The following is a 20248-nucleotide window of genomic DNA, read 5'->3' as shown; positions in this document are numbered from 1 at the left end:
CTACTCTAGACAGAACTGTCTATGCTTCTTATATATTATATCAATCATACCACGTAAGTAACCACCCATGAAGCATTTCAAAACCATATCAGCCTATTGTAAAGGAATCAATATAAGCGCCCCCAAACACCCTCACTTCGACATTAGAAGTTTTGAAGAAAACATGGCCACAGTAGCCCACCAAATGTCTGTGTTTCGACACGAGTTTTACGCCATTGCGATCAAAGCTGGGGGAGACGGTAAGGTAATGTCAGGGCACTTTGCAGATTTTCCGGAAGGAACCACTGTATTTTTTAATACTCCCTTCCAGCTTCTTTCGTGGAACATAGTACCCAACTGGCAAGGCTATTACTTGATGTTTAGCCAGGATTTTGTGGCACAGTCTCACACTCTTTCACAAATACTAAAGCTGTTTCCTTTTCTCAAAATAGAGCAATCTATCCCCTTTGAGGTACCCCCTGGCGAATTGCCCGTCATCCTATCTATTTATCAAAACATCTGGAACGAGTACAATGGCAAAGCAACTGATAAATTTCAAATTATAGAAGCCCAGGTCTATCTTCTGCTATCGCTTGTCAAACGCTTGTTTGAACGGCAAGCAGACGACAAAATGAGTAGCATTGGCTCCAGGACAGCAGACCTGAAGCTATTGTCCCGTTACCAAACCCTTATTCAAACCAGTTTTTATCAAGACACTACTCCTACCCCCTCTGCCAACCTGCATTCTACCAGCTACTATGCCAACCAACTACACGTACACCCCAACTACTTGAACGCCGTAGTAAAAAAACTCACCGGTATTACTGCGTTAAACCATATACACCAGCACCTATTGATGCTGGCAAAGGCTTACCTTGCCCAAACCACCTGGAGCATCAAAGAGATTGCCTACACGTTGTATTTTGACAGCCCCAATAATTTTAGTTCTTTTTTTAAGAAACGAACGGGAAAAACCCCTTTGGAGTATCGACAAAATACCCACCTTTGAAATTCATACTTCTTCGTTTGAAATCACCAAGTCTCCTTATGATCTTTTGCAGAACTTTGGGTAAACAAAGTAATGAAGGCTCCAAACGGTGCAATCACAGATTTGCAACTCAAAAAAAGGAAATATGAAAACTGTACACTCAATACCCACCACCCACCAGACAAACATCAAAAAAGTGCGCTTTCAGAGCGAAGGTGCCCAACTGGTTGGTCACCTTTACTACCCTCCAAACTTTACTTCTGCCCAAACCTGGCCTGCCATTGTAGTATCGGGCAGCTGGACTACAGTGAAAGAGCAAATGGCGGGAAGCTATGCACAACAACTGGCAACGCAAGGCTTTATTACCTTGGCATTCGATTTCAGAAACTTTGGCGAAAGCGAAGGAACGCCTCGTTTTTATGAGAGTCCAGCCCTAAAGAAGGTCGATATACAAAATGCGGTGGCTTACCTGAACAGCCTTCCAGAAGTAGACCCAACAAGCATAGGTGCCTTGGGAGTTTGCGCTGGGGCAATGTATACCTTGATGGCAGCGGCAGAAGACCACACAATCAAGGCGGTAGTAACGGTAGCTTCCTGGCTCCACGATGCCGAAGCAGTAAAGCTATTTTATGGAGGCGAAGAAGGAGTAAAAACCAAGATAAAAGCTGCCCAAACTGCCAAACAAACGTACGCCGAAAGTGGCACAATAATGTATATACCCACTATTTCGACTGAGGACGAAACAGCCGCCATGTATGGCGCTTACGATTATTACCTCAACCCCCAAAGAGGGGCCGTGAGTCAATGGAGTGCCGATAAGTTTGCGGTCATGTCGTGGGAAGATTGGCTCACTACCGACCCTATGCCTACGGCAAGTCAACTTAAGGTGCCTACCCTTATGATTCACTCAGATGGTGCAGTGTTGCCACAATACACTAAAAATTATTTTGCAAAAATCACTTCCACCGATAAAAAACTGCATTGGATGAACACCGACCTGGAGTCGCCTTATCATCAATTTAATTATTACGACCAAGCCGATGAAATGAAAGAAGCAGTGGCTGAAGCTACTCAATGGTTTGCTCAAAAAATGAAGTAAAATAAGGTTTTGTTACCATATAAGCCAGGGTGGTTGGATTGCTTATTTCAACCACTATGACTGATACACATTGTACTCAACTAAAGCACAAAAAGCGACTTTGGTCGCTTTTTGTTATATCTAAGTATTGTCTGGGCTCACCCACCACAACCACCACAGCCTCCGCCACAACCACCTCCGCAAGAGCTACCGCATGAAGTACCACAAGCCGTGCCTCCGTTACTGTTTTTGTCTATATAACCTGCAATAGAAACAAAAGCAGTATCTAAAGCCACATCTCCTCTTAAAAAATAGTCCCACTTCCAAGATGCCCTTTGTTCTTTGCTGGGTTGTTGGGTTAACATTTTTTTATAGTAATTACTGACCGTACTTGTGAAAATCAAGCGGCAAAGTCGGTAAAGGTACATTACACTAAAGTAAACAACAATGGCTCCTAACACTACCAAAAATCTAACTGGTTTTTCTGCGTACAATCCAGTAATGAGTCTGCCTGCTCCCAGCATGGTCAATAGCGAAAGTAAGGCAAAGTTGATATAAAATACTCCCCTAAACCTAGTACTATTTATGACATACTCCTTTAGTTCATCCATTGCCTGTGCAGTATTGGCAAATACTGGTTTGGTGGCAAGTATTGGCCAAAGAGAAGGATAATGTGTTTCACCCAAATCTTCCAATACATTTACTATTTGCGTTTGTTCCTGTGAGTTATCGTGTGACTTGTGATTCAATTTCATTTTATAGTCAAAGTCAATATGAATGGCTCCAAGACCTATCAACTTGCTTACAAAGCCATTGATTACCTTGACTATGTTTTGGGTTTTGAGGTAAATGGCTTCTGAAGGCATAAGTTGATGAATGAAAGCGTCTTTATCGGCTATTTTAAGTATATTTTTGAGGGCTCGTTGGTTATACATCTCCAAAAAACCGAAAGTACATACAGAGGTTATTATAAAGCACCATATAAAATTTGGTCCATCAATGCTGAGGTAAATAGGCTCCATCAATACCCTAAAAGGTAAAATAAATACCAAAACAGCCAGTACGCCCCAAAATATAAAAGATGATAGACTTACTTTTGATTTACGCAGGTTGAGGCTGCCATACATATCGTCATGAGTCCAAAATGCTTTGGGTTGTTTGCCAAAAGTTTGGGTGTAAAGGTGTTTGGTACGACTGGCGGCTTCTTGAAATTTCTGAAAATATTTTTTATCGTGCGTAGAAGGAATGTGTTGGACGTTTTTGCCCAGTATTTGACAAAAACTGTGGTAAGATTGGGTGAAAATAAGGTGTTGATGCCAAACAATGTCTACAATCTTGGAGGGAGACACCATTCTGTTGGAGGTGGCCGCCAGGTACATAAACTTTTTGTACTCTAAGATTGCCTCAAGGGTAAAGTTTTTAGTCCAGTTGTTTTCTTTGGAAAGTCTGAGTGTAAAACTGTATTCGGCAGGTGGGTTGTCAAAATCGAACGCAACGATTTGGTTCCAAAATAACTCGTTCATATCTCTTTGTGTTTAAGTTGATCTATCGAATCAGTGAAATTCGATTATTTTCCATGAGCTCATTTTATCCAAATAATGAGCTGTTTTTTTTTAAATCATACGCAAAATCACACACGAATGTTATAAAGATTAAACAACTTACAACACACCTTGTATAGGGTCATAAAAAACCCCGAAAAACCCTATGCTAACTGCGCTGTATACCAGGTCAATTGTGTACAAACAATGTATTTTTGAAATCTTCAAATTAACCCTCCTGATTGGCAAGCCAGTCGCTCAAAATAGAGCCTAATTCCATAAAAAAAAGTCACTCAAGGCAACCCTTATTTATCAACGCTGGTCTTCCCCCACATATTCCAAGTATTGCAATACCAACATAATCTCTGAGTTGCTCATCGTGCACAATGGGCAACCACCACACAAACAATTTTATACAACAATCAAAATGAACAACTTAAAATTCTTCTTATTGCTCACTATTTGGATAGGGCTCATGGCATGGAGTCAGGCACAAGCCCAAAGTCGCAAAGTAACCCTGAGTGGTTACCTCAAAGACGCCCAAACTGGCGAAGGTTTGATCGGTGCCACTGTTTTTGTAAAAGAGTTGGGCTCAGGGGCAGTTACCAATACCTACGGCTTTTATTCGCTGAGCCTGCCTGCAGGCAAATACACGGTGAGTTTCTCCTACATAGGCTATGTTACCCAAAGCAAAGTAATCAACCTGCAAACCAAACAAGCTCTTACGCTGGAACTGACCGAAGAGGTAGCACAAACCGATGAGGTGGTAATTACTGCCGAAAAGCTGGACAAAAATGTGCAAAGTATGCAAATGAGTGTACAAAAGATCAGTGCCAAGCAAATAAAATCTATCCCCACTTTTGGCGGTGAGTCCGACATTATCAAAGTACTACAAATGACCCCAGGCATTCAGAGCGTGGGTGAGGGTACTACTGGCTTGTTTGTGAGGGGAGGTTCTGCCGACCAAAACCTGATTTTGCTCGACCAAGCGCCGGTATACAATGCTTCACACCTGATGGGTTTTTTCTCGGTTTTTAATTCAGATGCCATCAAAGATGTAGAAGTATACAAAGGTGGGATGCCTGCCCGCTACGGAGGTCGGTTGTCTTCGGTGGTAGACATTAAAATGAACGAGGGCAACTCCAAACAATTTTCGGGCTCAGGAGGCATCGGGTTAATTTCCAGTCGCCTGACCTTGGAAGGTCCCATTGCCAAAGACAAAGCTTCGTTTGTGGTGTCGGGCAGGCGTACCTATGCCGATATGTTTTTGCGGTTGTCAGACGACAAGGCAATCAAGGACAACCGTTTGTATTTTTATGATCTCAATGCCAAAACCAACGTAAAACTGGGCGAAAACGATCGCTTGTTTCTTTCTGGATACTTTGGGCAAGACGTGCTAAGTGTAGGCAATAACTTTGGGTTTTCGTGGGGCAATGCTACCTCTACTTTGCGCTGGAACCACGTGTTTAACTCACGCCTGTTTATGAGCACCACTTTGCTGTACAGTCGTTTTAACTATTCGTTGTTTGTAAACGAAGGTGTACAAAATTTTGAGTGGACATCACAGCTTCAAAATGTGAGTGGCAAGTTTGATTTTTCTTATTTTGTTGCCCCAGAGTTGCAGGTAGATTTTGGTTACCACAATATTTACCACACGTTTTCGCCGGGTAAACTAGAGCCAAAGGGAGCGTCTATTTTCAAAAAACTGGAAGTACCTCAAAAATATGCCCTGGAGCAAGCAGGTTATATCAGCATCGACCATCAGCTCACCCCCGCTTTATCGTTGCAATATGGGTTGAGGTTTTCAGCTTTTTCTAATATGGGCAAAGACCGTATCTTTACTTACACCCAAGACGCTCAAGGCAATTCGGTGGCAACCGATACCACCCACTATGGCAGTGGCAAACTGTACAACACCTACATGGGCTTTGAGCCACGTTTGGGTGCCCGACTTTTGCTCAATGCTCGTAGCTCTATCAAGGTGTCTTATAACCGTACCCGCCAGTACATTCATCTAGCTTCTAATAGCTCGGCAGGGTTTCCGTCTGATGTATGGATTCCGAGCGACCCAAACATCAAACCGCAGATTGCCGATCAGGTAGGCATAGGTTATTTTAGAAACTTCTACGACAATATGTATGAGTTTTCGGTAGAAGGGTACTACAAATGGATGCAAAACCAAATAGACTTTAGAGACAATGCCAATTTGTTGCTCAACGAAGCCATTTCGCAAGAGCTACGCCCTGGCGAAGGTTGGGCAAGCGGGGTAGAACTCATGCTGCGCAAAAACAAAGGTAACACTACGGGGTGGGTGAGTTATACTTTATCAAAAACAGAACGTAAAGCAGCTGGAATAAACAATGGCAACCCGTATGCCCCACGCCACGACCGCCGTCATAGTTTTAACTTGATTGTAAACCACGAGTTTAGCTCACGTTTGAGCCTGGCGCTTAATTTTACTTACGCTACGGGTGCCTCAGTAACAATGCCTGCAGGACGCTACATCATCGACAATAAAACGGTGCCTTATTATACCGAACGCAATGGTTATCGTATGCCTGCCTATCATCGCATGGACTTATCGCTTACCTGGAAACGCCCCCAAAAGCGGTTGTTTGGCAAGAAGTTTCAGGGCGAGTGGAACCTGTCTATATACAATGCCTATGCCCGCAAAAACCCATTTTCTATCCAGTTTAGAGAAGATGAAAACACCCCCGGCAAAACTCAGGCAGAGATGACTTACCTCTTTGGCATTATGCCTTCGGTCTCTTATAATTTTAAGTTTTAAGACGGTGGGTTAATTACGAATTACGAATGAGCACAAGCGTAGTTAATTACGAGTTAAACAATTACGAATTACGAATGAGCGCAAAGCGCAACTAAAACTATGGGTTACCAACTCCTAACTAATTCGCAAATATGATAGCTAAAGGCTAAAAATCCATCATAGCTCAAAAAAAAGCTAAAGACTAAAAGCCCATCATAGCTCAAGAAAAGGCTAAAGGCTAAAAGCCAATCGTAGTTCAAGAAAAAGCTAAAGGCTAAAAGCCAATCATAGCTCAAGAAAAAGCTAAAGGCCAAAAGCCAATCAAAGCTCAAGAAAAAGCTAAAGGCCAAAAGCCAATCATAGTTCAAAGAAAAAGCTAAAGGCTAAAAGCCAATCGTAGTTCAAGAAAAAGCTAAAGGCTAAAAGCCCATCATAGCTCAAGAAAAGGCTAAAGGCTAAAAGCCAATCATAGTTCAAGAAAAGGCTAAAGGCCAAAAGCCAATCAAAGCTCAAGAAAAGGCTAAAAGCTAAGGGCTAAAGCTACACAGAGAACAAAAAGGCTAAAAGCTCTATACAAACAGTCAAAAAAAAGCTAAAACCTAAGGGCTAAAGCTACACAGAGAACAAAAAAGCTAAAAGCTCTATACAAACAGTCAAAAAAAGGCTAAAAGCTAAGGGCTAAAGCTACACAGAGAACAAAAAAGCTAAAAGCTCTATACAAACAGTCAAAAAAAAGCTAAAGGCTAAAAGCCAATCAAAGCTCAAGAAAAGGCTAAAAGCTAAGGGCTCTATACAAACAGTCAAAAAAAAGCTAAAGGCCAAAAGCCAATCAAAGCTCAAGAAAAGGCTAAAAGCTAAGGGCTCTATACAAACAGTCAAAAAAGCTAAAACCTAAATTTCGACTATTAACTAAACAAACAATGAGAAAAATACTTAATAAATTGATATATAGTGTGTTGGCATTCACGGTTTTGACCAGCTGCACCAAAATAATTGAAGTAGATTTGAACAGTGCCGCCCCCCAGCTAGTGATTGAGGGGGAGGTAACTGACCGTGCCGAACCTTATGTAGTAAAAGTGAGTCGTACGGGAGACTATATGGGCAATGAAGTACCACCCAAAGTAAGTGGGGCAGTGGTAACAATCAGCGATGGCAACCGCACTTATACGTTACAAGAAAATACTGAACAGCCTGGCACCTATCAAACCAGTGCTTTTGTGGGCACGCCAGGTACTACGTATATGCTTAAGGTAATCGTGGGTGAAACTACCTATAGCGCCCAAAGTACTATGCCCAACGAGTTGCTGGATTTTAAGGTAGAGCAAACCGCTTACTTTGAGGGAGATGCGTCGAAAGGTGCAGGGTATTATTTGCAAATGTACGCAACCGACCCACAGGATGAGGTAAATTTTTATCAATGGCGTTTTACCATCAATGATACCATTCGTGATAAACCTGAGGATTTGGCAGTGGCAGATGATGCTTGGATTCAAGAGAATATCGAGGGTTTTCAAGCACCTTATGCGCTCAAACCCAACGACAAGGTGAGTTTTTCGATGCTTGCCATCCCCAAGGCTACTTATGAGTATTACCGAGCACTCGACGAACTTTTGTTTAACGACGGAGGCATGTTTAGCCCACCACCTGCCAACCCTACAAGCAATATAAGTGGTGCCTTGGGCATATTCAGTGCGGTATCTGTCAAAACCAAACATTTGGTCATTGTAGAAAAATAGCATTCCTCTTTGTTTAATCACTTCTGATTTGAGGAGTTTGTATAATGCGGTGTATTGTCTCGTCTTAGATACACCGCATTGTTTTTTACCAATGCCTCAAAGCTCCACTTTGGCTTTATCGGCAGCATCAAGCGTTTTCATGGCGCTGTCTCTATAAATTTTGGCGGTTTTTCCCTTATTTTGTGGATGCCAGCCAGGGGGCATGACCAAATACTTTATTTTGTCAGTAATTTTTGGAGTGGCTTTTATATCTCTGATCAACGATTTCCACAAATCAAACTGACTACTCAAAACACTTTCCGTGTTCAAGTCTTTGTCCATTACGCCAAAAACGGGCTTTACCTGAGCTACTTCGCTTTGGTAAGTTCTAAATATTCTGTCCCATATCGACAATGTATTGGCAAAATTGGTATCAATATAAAGGTGATTGCTCGAATGGTGTACCCTATGCAACGAAGGGGTAATCAGAAATTTATCGAGCAAAGGAGTGTGTTTGAGGTACCGCTCGTTTAAATGGGTAAACACAGCATAAATACGCGATAAACCATTCATTATAAAAATAATGTAAGGGTGAAAACCCAACAAAGGCAACCAAATCATCAAGTGAATGTATTGCACAAAGTCAAAAACCGAACCTCTGATAGATACACTCATGTTCATTTCTTTTGGGGTATGGTGTACCCCATGAATGCACCAAAAAAACCGTACTTTGTGTGCAGCAAAATGAACTACCCACCAAACAAAGTCGAAACATACAAAAGCAAGTACCCACACATACCACTCATTGCCTAGAGTAAATAGTCGGGCATTTTCATAAAACCAAAACATCACTTTGAGCTGCAACACAGCAAAAAATAAAAAATAGGGCAAGCTTCCCAGTGAATAACAAAGCAGGCTTACCCAGCTTTCTTTTTTTAGTTTTATTTTTTTGCCTACCCAAAGCAGGAGCAGTTCTACTATAATAAGGGTAAAAACAATGGGTAAGAAAAAGGGCGAAATCTGGTCAAATACAGATTGAAATGTTGATTGCATTAGATCAAATAGTTTAAAAATCAGGCATTTAGCCGTAAATCAATGGCTTAAGTTTATTTAATCTAATTCTAAATAACAAAAAATACGTAAAAGTATTTGCGTTTATAAAAACAACTCTTGAATAAGTGCCAGTTGCACCAAATAAATTTACAAAACACCACGATGCCTGCCCCTTTTAGCGACTGCACACGTGAGCCATCAGATAGCTCCTACCCAAACCAATTGCTTCGCCAAGGAGCTATAAAAACCTTCAATATTCATCCACTACCTGTAAATAGAGCTATTTGGCATAGCCAAGCTTATAAACATATTTTTCTGGCCCTTTAAAAGCATTATTTTGGTACTGATAGCTTAGCAAACGTTGCTGGGCGTAAGCCTCAAAACCAGCGTTGTTTTTGACTGTCCAGGCTATCTCTACCGCTTTAGTATCGGCATAATCTTCCATCCCCCGTTGCTCGTCTACCAAACCAATAAAACCAGTGGGCGAAGTCTGATAAATTTTTGTCCAGCCTTGGTCGGCTACCAAACGATACCCTAAGATTTCTTCATAAAAACACTGCATTTTGAGCAAGTCTTGGTGGTAAGTCCAGGTGATGGCTCCATAAAAATTTAATTGATTGATGGCAGTTGTTTTGTGGGGAGCCTGGGCAAGTACTGCCATCAACAATTCGTTTTCGGGGTGTTGTTTAAACTGTTCAAACTCTAACAAATACCCTCCAGGGTCTATAGCTACAAAACCATCATGCGCCCCTCCCTTCTGGGGTTTGTAAGTATACTTGATGGGTACTTTGTTGGCCTGTAGGTGGGCGTACCAGCCTGGCAATTGATCAGTCAGAAAGGCTACTGCCGTAGATTTGGCTTGCCCTTTGGGGTGGTGTTTGTTCAGGGGGTGTAGTTCAATGGCAGCATCAGCGCTTATCCAAAACTTGGCCGAATCTACTTTGGTTAAGCCTAAAGTGTGGATATAAAACTGTAAAGCTTCAGCTACATCTTCATAATACAGGTGGGTGACTTGCTGGGTTACCCCCAAAAGAGCCAGGTTGCGGTAGTCAGTGTTTTTACTCAATAGCATATTCACCCCCTGAGGGCTATAGCCCAATAAACGCCCCAAACGTCGGGCAAAAGCCTCCATTGCTATCGGATCATTGCCTTTATAGCGCTTCAGGTCAGCTTTTAGTTGTTGGTATTGCTCCAGTCTTTTGCCTTTATAAATCAACACCACTGTTTTGCCTTTGGTCAACTTTGCCGGAAAGAGTGGTGTTACCGGAAAGTCTGTTTCGCGGTAAAGTTGTACCGGGTATCGTTTGGCCACCAACACAAACTCTTTCCACCATTTGTCCAATGCCGTCTTTTCCATTGGGTAATGAAGGCTCATTGGCTTGGCATCATTGGCTACCATTTCGCAATAAACATCAAACGCAACCACAATGCTTCGATCTTTGGGTGAGCTTTGACAAGCTGCCAAGCCAACCACTACAAAATATAGGTAATGTATGAACTTTTGCATGCGGTTAAGATAGAAGAAATATGGTAAGACTCAAAAAGAGAGTTTTTTTAAATTTTACCCACGCAAAGACAAGGCATATCTACTCAAATGCTTTAGACAAAATAAACAGGCAATGCGTCGTCAGTTAATATTACTTTTAGTAAATCCATCAAACGTTGTCGGGGTTGAACACCCCGCTTGATGGCTTGTTTCAGCTGTTGCTTGATTTGGTCTTTGAGTCCTTCATCAAAAAGTAGCTTTACCAATATATATAACTTCACCTCTTCTTCATTTTCGTAATAGTGTTGATCAAAAAAGGCAATGGCTTCGTCATATTCAAACAAGCCAATGTGCATAGCAAAACCCAATGTAGCAAGATTGTTGTTTTTCTTTTCCCGATTTTTTTTCTCCCTGTTGTAAGCGTAATAGCTTTTTTTTGAGTTTTTTTTGGGCGGTGCAAAACCATTGTTTTTTAGTAATTGTGTAGTTTTTTCTATAGCCTGATATTTAAGGTCAGGAATGGTCAAAAACCCTTCAAATACCGCTTGTAAACTCTTGTACTCATAATAACCGCCAAAATTATGTGTATACATTAGCTCAATGCCTTTGTTTACTACAGCCGCTTTACCCTCGTTGAGTTCTATCAAAAACAGTATACTTTCAAAAAACTTGTCTTTGCTGATGCCTACCGAACTAAAAGGATATGGGGTAGTAAAATAGCTCAAGCTTTCTGCTTGGCAAAGCACCCCATACAACCCCGAAAGTAATTGTGCCTGAAGCCCAAGATCTTTGTCGGGGCGGTTGTGTTTGCTCAAGGCTTTATGCAATCGTTTTACCAAAAAGCGCCACTTACTTCGATCTTTTTTGGGCACCATCTGGTTGGGTTTTATATAATTCCCTTCTTTGGCATTGATAATAAAAGCCTCAGTTTCAATTTTTAACTCCTCCAAAGTAAGCCCCACCTTGAGCACTGGTGTGGGCTTGGCGGCGGGGTTTTCTATCAAATTCTGTAAGGCTTCTTTTTTTGCTTTGGGCAACTGTTTATAAAATTCAGCCGCTATTTTTATCAGCTCTTCTTTTTTATATTTTGCTAACTTCTCCCTTAGCTCGCCTACTTTCATCATTTTCTTTTGTTACTTAGTTACTACAGTTTCCCAACCATCGTACGATCCATTAAAATCTTCGGCAAGTTGGCGTAAGCCAGAAGTTACCGGAAAGATAGTGTCTAGTTCGGGTATATCGTTACGCCATACCTGTACTTGCAAAGGTAACTCTTTGTCGTCACTCTCAGAGGTGCCCTCTACTTTAAACCCTTGCTTGGCTATCTCATCAGAAAAGCGTTCCAAATCGCCCTTATGGGCAAAAAGCACCCAATGATCAATTCTTCGGGAAGCCAACAAATTGTCTCCGGCTTCTTCCAGGTGCAACACCACTTTTTGGTCGTACATGTGGTGCATAATCTCGTCGGTAGGAAACAAAAACTCCTGATACAACGCCCAATCTTTGTCTTCTTCTATGCTAATGTAGCACTCATACCCAGGCAGTTGGCTTTCGTATAACTTATTGAGCCCTTGTTCTACGTTATTCTTTGCCTTCAGGTAAAAGTACTCCATGCGCTGAAAGTCATACATAAACGAAGCCACATGAACGCAATCAAAATTTTGCTCCATAAAACCTACTATAGCATCACTGGTATCGTGCACCGCCTGCAAGTCACGCTCTTCCGGAAAACCATCTTCACGTTCGCCACCAAAATTAAATCCTGTAATCAACGCAAAAGGATAGTCTGCCTCTGGCGCAGTTTCTATCAAATCCATCCTCAAAGTAGTGAGCCCTGGTTTGCCCTCTTCATAACTGGCAATGTATGAGTCCCAATGTTCTTGCACTTCTTCTTCCATTATTATAATTGTTTATTTAGTTTAAAAGTTAATAGTTGGTAGTCAGGAGTCCGTAGTTGGCAACCTCTACAGCCTCAAGTCCTTAGATACCGATGTATATCGGTGCTATACCCTGTTCTACAGGTAACCACACTTTTATATCACATTGATTTTCAGAAACTTATAAAAAGCATAGTTAAAAGTTGGAAGTCCGTAGTTAGGACGATAATTTTTAGCCCCGCTTCGCGAACCATAAAGTCATATCACCATAAAACAATCATAAAAACTATCCCGCCCAATTTTCCCTATCCAGGCTGCGGTATTGAATCGCTTCCGCTAAATGTTCTACCTTTATTTCTTCGCTATGGGCAAGGTCGGCAATAGTACGCGACACCTTCAAAATACGATCATACGCCCTTGCCGAAAGCCCCAAACGCTCCATCGCCGTTTTGAGCAATGTTTTTCCTGCTGGACTAATACTGCACAATTGCTTGACCATCGCAGGGGGCATCATGGCATTGGAATGTATCTTTTTTTGGTCTTTAAACCTATCGGTTTGTATTTCGCGTGCCTTTATTACCCTTTCTCTTATGCCAGCACTGGTTTCGCTCTTGCGCATGGCTGTCATTTCGTCAAACGATACCGGAGTTACCTCTACATGCAAGTCAATACGGTCGAGCAAAGGTCCACTTACCTTATTGAGGTAGCGTTGTACCACTCCAGGACCACACACGCACTCTTTTTCGGGGTGGTTGTAATAGCCACAAGGACAAGGGTTCATGCTGGCAATGAGCATAAAGTTGGCAGGGAAATCCACCGACAACTTTGCCCGCGAAATGGTTACCTGACGCTCTTCCAAAGGTTGGCGTAATACCTCTAGCACGGTACGCTTAAACTCAGGCAATTCATCTAAGAATAGTACACCGTGATGCGACAAAGATATTTCGCCCGGTTGAGGAATACCTCCCCCTCCTACCAAAGCCACATCGCTGATGGTGTGGTGGGGTGATCTAAAAGGTCGAATAGAAATCAGGGCTGAGTTAGCAGGCATTTTACCCGCTACCGAATGTATTTTAGTAGTTTCGAGGGCTTCGTGCAGGGTGAGCGGAGGCAGTATAGATGGTAGTCGTTTGGCAAGCATCGTTTTGCCTGCCCCCGGAGGCCCTATCATAATCACATTATGCCCTCCGGCAGCAGCTATCTCCAGAGCGCGTTTGATATTTTCTTGCCCTTGTACGTGTTCAAAATCTGCCTCGTAGTCGTTCAACGTATCAAAAAACACTTCACGGGTGTTGCTTTCCAAGGGTTTGATCTGAGAAGTACCTTCCGAAAAATCAATGGCCTCTTGCATGCTTTCTATGCCTATAACCTCCAGATTGTTTACAATGGCGGCTTCTTTAGCATTTATTTTGGGTAAAATAAAACCTTTATAACCTTGGCGGCGGGCTTCTATAGCTATAGGCAAAACACCTTTGACTGGGCGTAAACTGCCATCGAGCGACAGCTCACCCATGATTACATATTGGTCTAACAAGTCAGGGCTGATTTGCCCGGAGGCTGCCATTATTCCCATAGCAATGGGCAAGTCATAGGCAGCACCCTCTTTGCGAATATCGGCGGGCGCCATATTTATCACTATTTTTTGGCGAGGCATTTTGTAACCCAAGTATTTAATGGCAGCTTCTATGCGTTGTTGGCTTTCTTTTACTGCATTATCGGGGAGCCCTACCATAAAGTATTTGGTTCCCTTGCTTACGTTTACTTCTATGGTGATCAGGTAAGCATTGACACCATACACCGCACTTCCGTAGGTTTTGGCTAACATGGAGGGTTCTTTATTAAAGTTGGTGAGCAATTATTTTCTTTACAATCTTTCTGCGGTTTTTCAACATCCGCTTGAGAGTTTAAAGCTAGTAAAAAACCTTTAAAATAAGTCGAAGGCTTGGGTATTTTGATCAAGATGTGAGGCAATTATGCCTGGAGCACCAATTTTTTGTTAATTTATAGGCAAGTTTTATAAAAATAATGATGACTCAATTTAATTTACCCAAGAACCCTTCTGCCGTACTCAATAAAAGTTTTTGTTTTGCTTCGTCCATCTTGTCAAAGCTTTTTACCAACATGCCCAAGCGAGGGTTTTGTTGAAAAAAACTGCGGTGAGTATACATAAACCGCCAAAATAAGGCATCCCAGGTGGCTTGCCAGTCGCTTTTCTTATAATTGCTCATTTTCATTAAATAGTTGCTCCCGCTGATATAGGGTTTGGTAGACATTAGCCCTCCATCGGCAAACTGGCTCATGCCGTATACATTGGGCACCATTACCCAATCATAGGCATCAACAAACAATTCCATAAACCAGCGATACACCTCATCAGGATCAAACTCGCACAATACCATAAAATTGCCCAATACCATCAGTCGCTCTATGTGGTGGCAGTATCCTGTTTTTAGTACTTTTTTAATGGTTGTATCTACTGGAGGTATTCCAGTGGTTCCTTCATAAAACGAAGGAGGTATTTTGCGAGTAAAGCCCCAATAATTTTTCGTGCGTTGTTCGGAGCCTTTGTATTGATATACCCCTCTTATAAACTCTCGCCAGCCAATAATTTGCCGCACAAAACCTTCTAAAGAATTTAGGGGAACTTGTTGGGCATTGCTAAAGGCCAACGTCTTGTCTATCACTTGTTGGGGAGTAAGCAAGCCCACATTGAGCATAGGCGTCAACACACTATGGTTCAAGAAGCTTTCTTCTTGAACAATGGCATCTTCGTAAGTACCAAACTCGGCAAATCGTTCCGTTAAAAATGCCTGAAGCCAAGCCTCAGCGTCGGCAAAGTTGGTGGCATATAAGGGGGTATCACCCAGCAAGCCAGGGTTGGTACCAAAGTGTTGTTTGGTGTAAAGTTTGGCTTCTTCATAAAAGGGGTTAGTGGCAGGAAATCGGACAGGTGGCGGTACTTTTTTGCGAGGGTATTTTTTACGGTTTTCAGTGTCAAAGCTCCACTTCCCTCCTACTGGAGTCAAGTCTTCTTCTACTAAAATCTGGCGCTTTTTGCGTTCTTCGATATAAAACTTGGTTTGAAAGAACTTCTTCTTTTTACCCTTGAAAAAACCTTCTAAATCTTCCAAAGTATTCAGAAAAAGCGGATTGGCACAAAAGCAAACCTCTACGCCTTGTGCTGCCGAGGTAGCCCTTATTCTCTTCTCAAGCCAGTTGTCGGCAACCTCTATACACTGAATGCCTTGTGTGCCTTGAGACTTTAAGTATACCACTAACTTGCGAATGTCTGACAACTCATCCTGAGAAGAAATGTAATGCACCTCGCAACCTTTAGTTTGTAAATAATGGGCGTAAAACCGCATGCTGGCTCTATGAAAAGCAATTTTTTGTTGGTGAAATGGGTATTGGCGAAAAAACAACCACTCTTCTACTATGTACACTGGATGTTGGCGCAAAGGCAAGGGGCTTTGGGCAAACAATTGATGAGGGAAAACAATATTGACTGTACGCATTTCTTCTATGGTATTATTTTCAACAGAGCTACTTACTGCCCCGGTTAGACCGACAACGTTTGCTACAGTACTTTACCTCATCCCATACCTTAGCCCACTTTTTGCGCCAGGTAAACGGTTTACCGCATACTTTGCAATCTTTTACAGGTAGATGTTGCTTTTTCATGGCATTTTATCTTTTTAGTTCCGATAAATATTTGTCAAAGCCTTTTGTTTATTAACCAAGGAATTGTTCAAAAATAAATTTACACTCTGAGAGGTGATCTTTCGCCTTGATACTTCGTTATTTTTATTGCCCGTAGCGCTGCTATGGGCGCAAAAAATAGCCTCGTCTCAAAACAAAACCTCTACCTCAAGAATGGTAATTTAATTTCTCACCATTCCCAAGGAAAAATTAGGGTAAAAAGCCCCTACTAGTTTAAATTTCTTTTACTTACGCAAAGCGATACAACAAACTTGTCCCTATTTATCGTAACTTAAGCCAAGGTAGCAAGAAACAGCGTGTAGCTACTGCCTTATTTTTATTTGAATTAAGCCAAATAATAACTAATTTAACGAATCGAAATCCAAGCTTAGATTTTAAAGCAACTTAATAATTACTATTTAGGTCAAATGTTTGCTTTAATGTCTACTTTTAGATAAAATCACTCAGTAGTTGATCATTTTAACAAAGCTATTTCTCCCTATATCTCACAAATGAAAAGCGACAGATATTTACATTTTTCTATTGGTTTAGACAGTTTCTTCCGAAAATATCAATCAGGGCTCACCTTTTTGTTTGTACTCTTTTGTGTGTTTCTTGCCGATCTTTTCTTTAGTACTTTCATTCCTGCCAACAAAATTCCGGTATTAGAAACTTTTCTAAAATCGCAAAGTCGTTTAATCATAGATTTTGCTCCCGAAATATGGCTTACCTTGTTAGGACTGGTGCTGGGTACACTTATTATTGTTATTTCTATTGCTTCGCAAAGCACCCCTAAACTGATTGACCTTTACATTAGCGACCAAACCAGTTTATTGTATGTATGGTACATTACCTCAGGCTCGGTGCATAACTTGTTTTTGCAAATAGAGTTGGTAAACAACCAGGCGTACAAAGTCAACATACTGCTCAACACCTACGTAATGCTACCCATTGCCCTATTGCTTGCCATTCCTTATGTGTTGTATATATTGCGTTACACCAAAACCAGTAACGTTATAGAAAAGATTTTTGCCGATAATATGATTCGCCTTGAGCGCCTCATTCATCCTGCCAATCAATCGTTGCTCGAAAGCAGTAAAACGGTGGCAAGCTATCAACATCGTTTATTCGAATCGCTCAACCAATTAGACGATTTGCTAGAGTATGTGTCTTTTAAAGAGCCCAAAGGCGATGTAATCAACAAAATGGGCGAAACCATCCGCTCTTACATCAAAATCAAAGACCAGGTCAATCCTACCTTTTTTAAAATAAGCCCTTCTATCCGCAACGATGTATCGTTTAAAACAATGACTGGGCAATTTGATGACATAGAGAAGGAACGTACTTTTTACGAACAAAAAGGGTATCGCTTGTTTGGCAATGCTTACCTTAAGTTACTAGACAAAGATTTTTTTGACTTGGCATCGTTATGCGCCTCAGAGCTTGCCAGTTGTGGCAAAACAGCCATTGAGCAAAAAGACGACCCACTCATCAACGCCACCATTATTCGGTTCAATACTTTTTTGAGATTTGGCATCAAGCACGGTTTGCGTAATGGTGAAGCCCGAAACCTATACAATGCTATTTTTCACTATAGCGACTTTATCAAAGCAATGGTACACCAACGCTTTTTGCAACACACCAAAAAGAGTTTCTTTTACCTTAAAATTTATGTAAGTGAGATTTATCGCCACAGCCTCAAGGAGCCTTCGTTTGCGTTTTTGGTAGATGTGTTTACCTGGGAAATGAAAAAGATACTGGTAGAGGTAAGCAAACATGAATTGCCCATTTCATTGCAAGAAGAATTGCTGGATATATTTTTACAAATAGACAACCTGGCTGGCTTTGAACAAGACCTTGACCACAAACGCCGCTTCAACCAAAATATTCGTTTGTTCCATATTGCTATGGCATTGTATTACCTACGAGTAGACAAAAAATCGTTGGTAGAAGCAATTATTGAAGATATTTTGGAAGACCACCAATTCATAGGTGCCGAAGCATTGGGGCAAGACATTATTGCCATCTGTAAACGTTTGGAGAGCTCAAGTCCTACGTTTTGGGAAGACACCGACCGAGGCAACGCCAACTTGTATTTTTCAGAGGATAAAGAGTTTTTGCCTGAGTTTATTACAATGTTTAACAAACACCTCAACCACGCCCTGGCTTACAACCCGTCTAAATTGCAAAACAAAGCCAAAGACAGCGACCAACCAACCGAACAAGACGACGAGACATAAACCATTCTTTATATTTTAAAAGACTATAAAAAAGCCGAATGTTTACAAACAACATTCGGCTTTTTTAGTTCGATAATCAATCATTGCCAAGTTTTTTCAAACAAGCCAAACTACTTTGGCGTTTTTCTATTATTTGTGTATTTTCATCAAAGCTTAAAAGAGGAATAAATCACAAAAAGTGTAACAAGTGCACTTATTCACCTACAAATCAATAAACAATGCAAAAAAACCTCCGGAGGATATTTTTTCTTGGCATTGCGTGTCTGCTTTGGCAGTGCAAAACAAACCAGGCAGGCAGCAAAAAAGTAAAAGTAGATATTGCCCCCAAAGCATCACTAAAGCTTACATTCAAAGGTAGCCGAGGCTCCAACGCAAGTTCGGTGGTATATCACCCCGACAAGCAAATGTATTACTCGGTCATTGCGGGTAGCTATCGTTATCCACTTGAAACATTTGACAGCCAGGGCAAGTCTATTTATCAGGCAAGGGCAGGCATGAGCACCCGTGGCATGTGGTGGAACCCTCAAACCAAGCAACTGGAACGCAACGTAAAAAAAGGTATTGCCGCAACACAACTCAGCCAAGATGGTTATGCTACAAGCGATGATCTGAAGGTGATACTAAAGGCTGATTTACACCAACCCAACGGCAACTCGTGTGGGGTGTATGACCCTGACGCTGACGAGATTTTGTATTATAGCTATGAAAAAATATATAGGTATAGCCGTAAAGATGCCCAACTCATTAGCAGTTATTACCTGATAGGCTTACCTACTGATGGCGACAACTTGAACGCCAACAGCATGATTTATACAAGTAAACCCGGCATGGAGATAGGCTTGCTTGACTATAAAAATAAAAAGGTGCATTTGTTTGACAAAAAAACGCACAAGTTTGCCAATACTATAGATTTGCCCGAAAACACTGTCACTAGTAAAGAGTACCGGTTTGGGTACGCCAATGATTATGTATGGTTGTTTGACATTGGTGAACGTAGTTGGGTGGGTTATAAAATATTTAAATAGATTAATTATGAATGAGGGAATTACGAATGGGTCAATTACGAATTCACGCGAAGCGACTATGGTCTACCGACTCCCAACTCCGGACTAATATTCAATTACGAATGAAGGCGAAGCCACTATGGTCTACAGACTAAATTACGAATGGATCAATTACGAATTACGAATAGGACAATTACGAATTAAAGCAAAGCAACTATGGTCTACAGACTACTAACTCCGGACTAATAGACGAATGGATCAATTACGAATTCACGCAAAGCGACTACGGTCTACCGACTCCCAACTCCGGACTAATAGACGAATGGCTTCGCCCAATTCGTAATTCGTAATTAGGATTGTACGAAGTTTTTAAAATCCTTGATATACAGATATTTACATATAAATCAAGGTGTTAATTGTAGGGGCTACCCTTGTGGTCGCCCTAGCAAAGAGCAAAAATGAGCGTATAAAACACCTTTTAAAAGTGAAAACAACCTTGTTTTTGTTCGCTTTAACCTTGCAAAATACTTATTATCAGATGATTACAAGACTTCGTACACTCGTAATTCGTAATTCTCAAACTCGTAATTAACTTACGCGAAGCAACTATGGTCTACAGACTACTAACTCCGGACTAATATACGAATGAAGGCGAAGCCACTATGGTCTACAGACTACTAACTCCGGACTAATTCGTAATTCTCAAACTCGTAATTAACTTACGCGAAGCAACTATGGTCTACTGACTACTAACTCCGGACTAATATACGAATGAAGGCGAAGCCACTATGGTCTACAGACTACTAACTCCGGACTAATTC

General features: G+C 41.4%; 14 protein-coding genes. 6 read left to right on the top strand and 8 right to left on the bottom strand.

Annotated features, from left to right (window positions below; translation table 11 throughout):
• The first annotated feature begins 67 nt into the window (after positions 1–67).
• Together Q0954_RS20970 and Q0954_RS20965 are read left to right on the top strand one after the other, a co-directional pair.
• Positions 68–988 (top strand): AraC family transcriptional regulator, encoded by a 921-nt coding sequence (locus tag Q0954_RS20970; protein WP_299459938.1) that lies wholly within the window; start codon positions 68–70, stop codon positions 986–988.
• A gap of 124 nt (positions 989–1112) precedes the next feature.
• Positions 1113–2066 carry an alpha/beta fold hydrolase gene (locus Q0954_RS20965; RefSeq protein WP_299459936.1) on the top strand — a complete coding sequence of 318 codons (954 nt, stop codon included), beginning with the start codon at positions 1113–1115 and terminating at the stop codon, positions 2064–2066.
• A gap of 137 nt (positions 2067–2203) precedes the next feature.
• Here Q0954_RS20965 and Q0954_RS20960 read toward each other — a convergent pair whose 3' ends face one another.
• Positions 2204–3568 carry a hypothetical protein gene (locus tag Q0954_RS20960; protein WP_299459935.1) on the bottom strand — a complete coding sequence of 455 codons (1365 nt, stop codon included), beginning with the start codon at positions 3566–3568 and terminating at the stop codon, positions 2204–2206.
• Between the two features lie 445 nt (positions 3569–4013).
• On the opposite strand from Q0954_RS20960, the gene Q0954_RS20955 reads away from it, so the two are divergent.
• The gene (locus tag Q0954_RS20955) at positions 4014–6374 is read left to right on the top strand and encodes a TonB-dependent receptor (RefSeq protein WP_299459933.1); all 2361 of its coding nucleotides are present in this window, start codon (positions 4014–4016) and stop codon (positions 6372–6374) included.
• Between the two features lie 899 nt (positions 6375–7273).
• Positions 7274–8089, top strand: a complete 816-nt coding sequence (locus Q0954_RS20950; protein WP_299459931.1) for a DUF4249 domain-containing protein — start codon at positions 7274–7276, stop codon at positions 8087–8089.
• A 96-nt stretch (positions 8090–8185) separates the two neighbouring features.
• Here Q0954_RS20950 and Q0954_RS20945 read toward each other — a convergent pair whose 3' ends face one another.
• The 7 genes from Q0954_RS20945 to Q0954_RS20915 form a co-directional block, all read right to left on the bottom strand.
• The gene (locus Q0954_RS20945; protein ID WP_299459928.1) at positions 8186–9121 is read right to left on the bottom strand and encodes a sterol desaturase family protein; all 936 of its coding nucleotides are present in this window, start codon (positions 9119–9121) and stop codon (positions 8186–8188) included.
• Between the two features lie 280 nt (positions 9122–9401).
• Positions 9402–10628: a VOC family protein gene (locus Q0954_RS20940; RefSeq protein WP_299459926.1), complete on the bottom strand. Its 1227-nt coding sequence runs from the start codon at positions 10626–10628 to the stop codon at positions 9402–9404.
• A gap of 92 nt (positions 10629–10720) precedes the next feature.
• On the bottom strand, positions 10721–11731 hold the full coding sequence (locus Q0954_RS20935) for a hypothetical protein (protein WP_299459923.1): 1011 nt from the start codon (positions 11729–11731) through the stop codon (positions 10721–10723).
• A gap of 9 nt (positions 11732–11740) precedes the next feature.
• The gene (locus Q0954_RS20930) at positions 11741–12505 is read right to left on the bottom strand and encodes a DUF695 domain-containing protein (protein ID WP_299459920.1); all 765 of its coding nucleotides are present in this window, start codon (positions 12503–12505) and stop codon (positions 11741–11743) included.
• Between the two features lie 265 nt (positions 12506–12770).
• Complete coding sequence (locus Q0954_RS20925) at positions 12771–14309, bottom strand: YifB family Mg chelatase-like AAA ATPase (protein ID WP_299459917.1); 1539 nt, start codon at positions 14307–14309, stop codon at positions 12771–12773.
• A gap of 208 nt (positions 14310–14517) precedes the next feature.
• The gene (locus Q0954_RS20920) at positions 14518–15999 is read right to left on the bottom strand and encodes a cryptochrome/photolyase family protein (RefSeq protein WP_299459914.1); all 1482 of its coding nucleotides are present in this window, start codon (positions 15997–15999) and stop codon (positions 14518–14520) included.
• Between the two features lie 28 nt (positions 16000–16027).
• The gene (locus tag Q0954_RS20915) at positions 16028–16165 is read right to left on the bottom strand and encodes a DUF2256 domain-containing protein (RefSeq protein WP_299459911.1); all 138 of its coding nucleotides are present in this window, start codon (positions 16163–16165) and stop codon (positions 16028–16030) included.
• Between the two features lie 530 nt (positions 16166–16695).
• On the opposite strand from Q0954_RS20915, the gene Q0954_RS20910 reads away from it, so the two are divergent.
• Together Q0954_RS20910 and Q0954_RS20905 are read left to right on the top strand one after the other, a co-directional pair.
• A complete protein-coding gene (locus Q0954_RS20910) occupies positions 16696–18423 on the top strand; it encodes a hypothetical protein (protein ID WP_299459909.1) in 1728 nt (575 codons plus the stop codon).
• Between the two features lie 218 nt (positions 18424–18641).
• Positions 18642–19448, top strand: coding sequence for a hypothetical protein (locus tag Q0954_RS20905; protein WP_299459906.1), 807 nt, complete (start codon positions 18642–18644; stop codon positions 19446–19448).
• Positions 19449–20248 lie beyond the last annotated feature (800 nt).

The sequence above is a fragment of the uncultured Microscilla sp. genome (genome assembly GCF_947493425.1).
Classification (GTDB): Bacteria; Bacteroidota; Bacteroidia; order Cytophagales; family Microscillaceae; genus Microscilla.
The sequence above is the reverse complement of the archived record's forward strand: the minus strand, read 5'-3'. Positions and strand labels throughout refer to the sequence as shown.

Bases quoted from the DNA above. Each gene is read 5' to 3' on its own strand.
- Q0954_RS20955 (WP_299459933.1), top strand. From the start codon at position 4,014: ATGAACAACTTAAAATTCTTCTTATTGCTCACTATTTGGATAGGGCTC.
- Q0954_RS20970 (WP_299459938.1), top strand. From the start codon at position 68: ATGAAGCATTTCAAAACCATATCAGCCTATTGTAAAGGAATCAATATA.
- Q0954_RS20965 (WP_299459936.1), top strand. From the start codon at position 1,113: ATGAAAACTGTACACTCAATACCCACCACCCACCAGACAAACATCAAA.
- Q0954_RS20935 (WP_299459923.1), bottom strand. From the start codon at position 11,731: ATGATGAAAGTAGGCGAGCTAAGGGAGAAGTTAGCAAAATATAAAAAA.
- Q0954_RS20910 (WP_299459909.1), top strand. From the start codon at position 16,696: ATGAAAAGCGACAGATATTTACATTTTTCTATTGGTTTAGACAGTTTC.
- Q0954_RS20905 (WP_299459906.1), top strand. From the start codon at position 18,642: ATGCAAAAAAACCTCCGGAGGATATTTTTTCTTGGCATTGCGTGTCTG.
- Q0954_RS20960 (WP_299459935.1), bottom strand. From the start codon at position 3,568: ATGAACGAGTTATTTTGGAACCAAATCGTTGCGTTCGATTTTGACAAC.
- Q0954_RS20920 (WP_299459914.1), bottom strand. From the start codon at position 15,999: ATGCGTACAGTCAATATTGTTTTCCCTCATCAATTGTTTGCCCAAAGC.
- Q0954_RS20915 (WP_299459911.1), bottom strand. From the start codon at position 16,165: ATGAAAAAGCAACATCTACCTGTAAAAGATTGCAAAGTATGCGGTAAA.
- Q0954_RS20930 (WP_299459920.1), bottom strand. From the start codon at position 12,505: ATGGAAGAAGAAGTGCAAGAACATTGGGACTCATACATTGCCAGTTAT.
- Q0954_RS20945 (WP_299459928.1), bottom strand. From the start codon at position 9,121: ATGCAATCAACATTTCAATCTGTATTTGACCAGATTTCGCCCTTTTTC.
- Q0954_RS20940 (WP_299459926.1), bottom strand. From the start codon at position 10,628: ATGCAAAAGTTCATACATTACCTATATTTTGTAGTGGTTGGCTTGGCA.
- Q0954_RS20950 (WP_299459931.1), top strand. From the start codon at position 7,274: ATGAGAAAAATACTTAATAAATTGATATATAGTGTGTTGGCATTCACG.
- Q0954_RS20925 (WP_299459917.1), bottom strand. From the start codon at position 14,309: ATGTTAGCCAAAACCTACGGAAGTGCGGTGTATGGTGTCAATGCTTAC.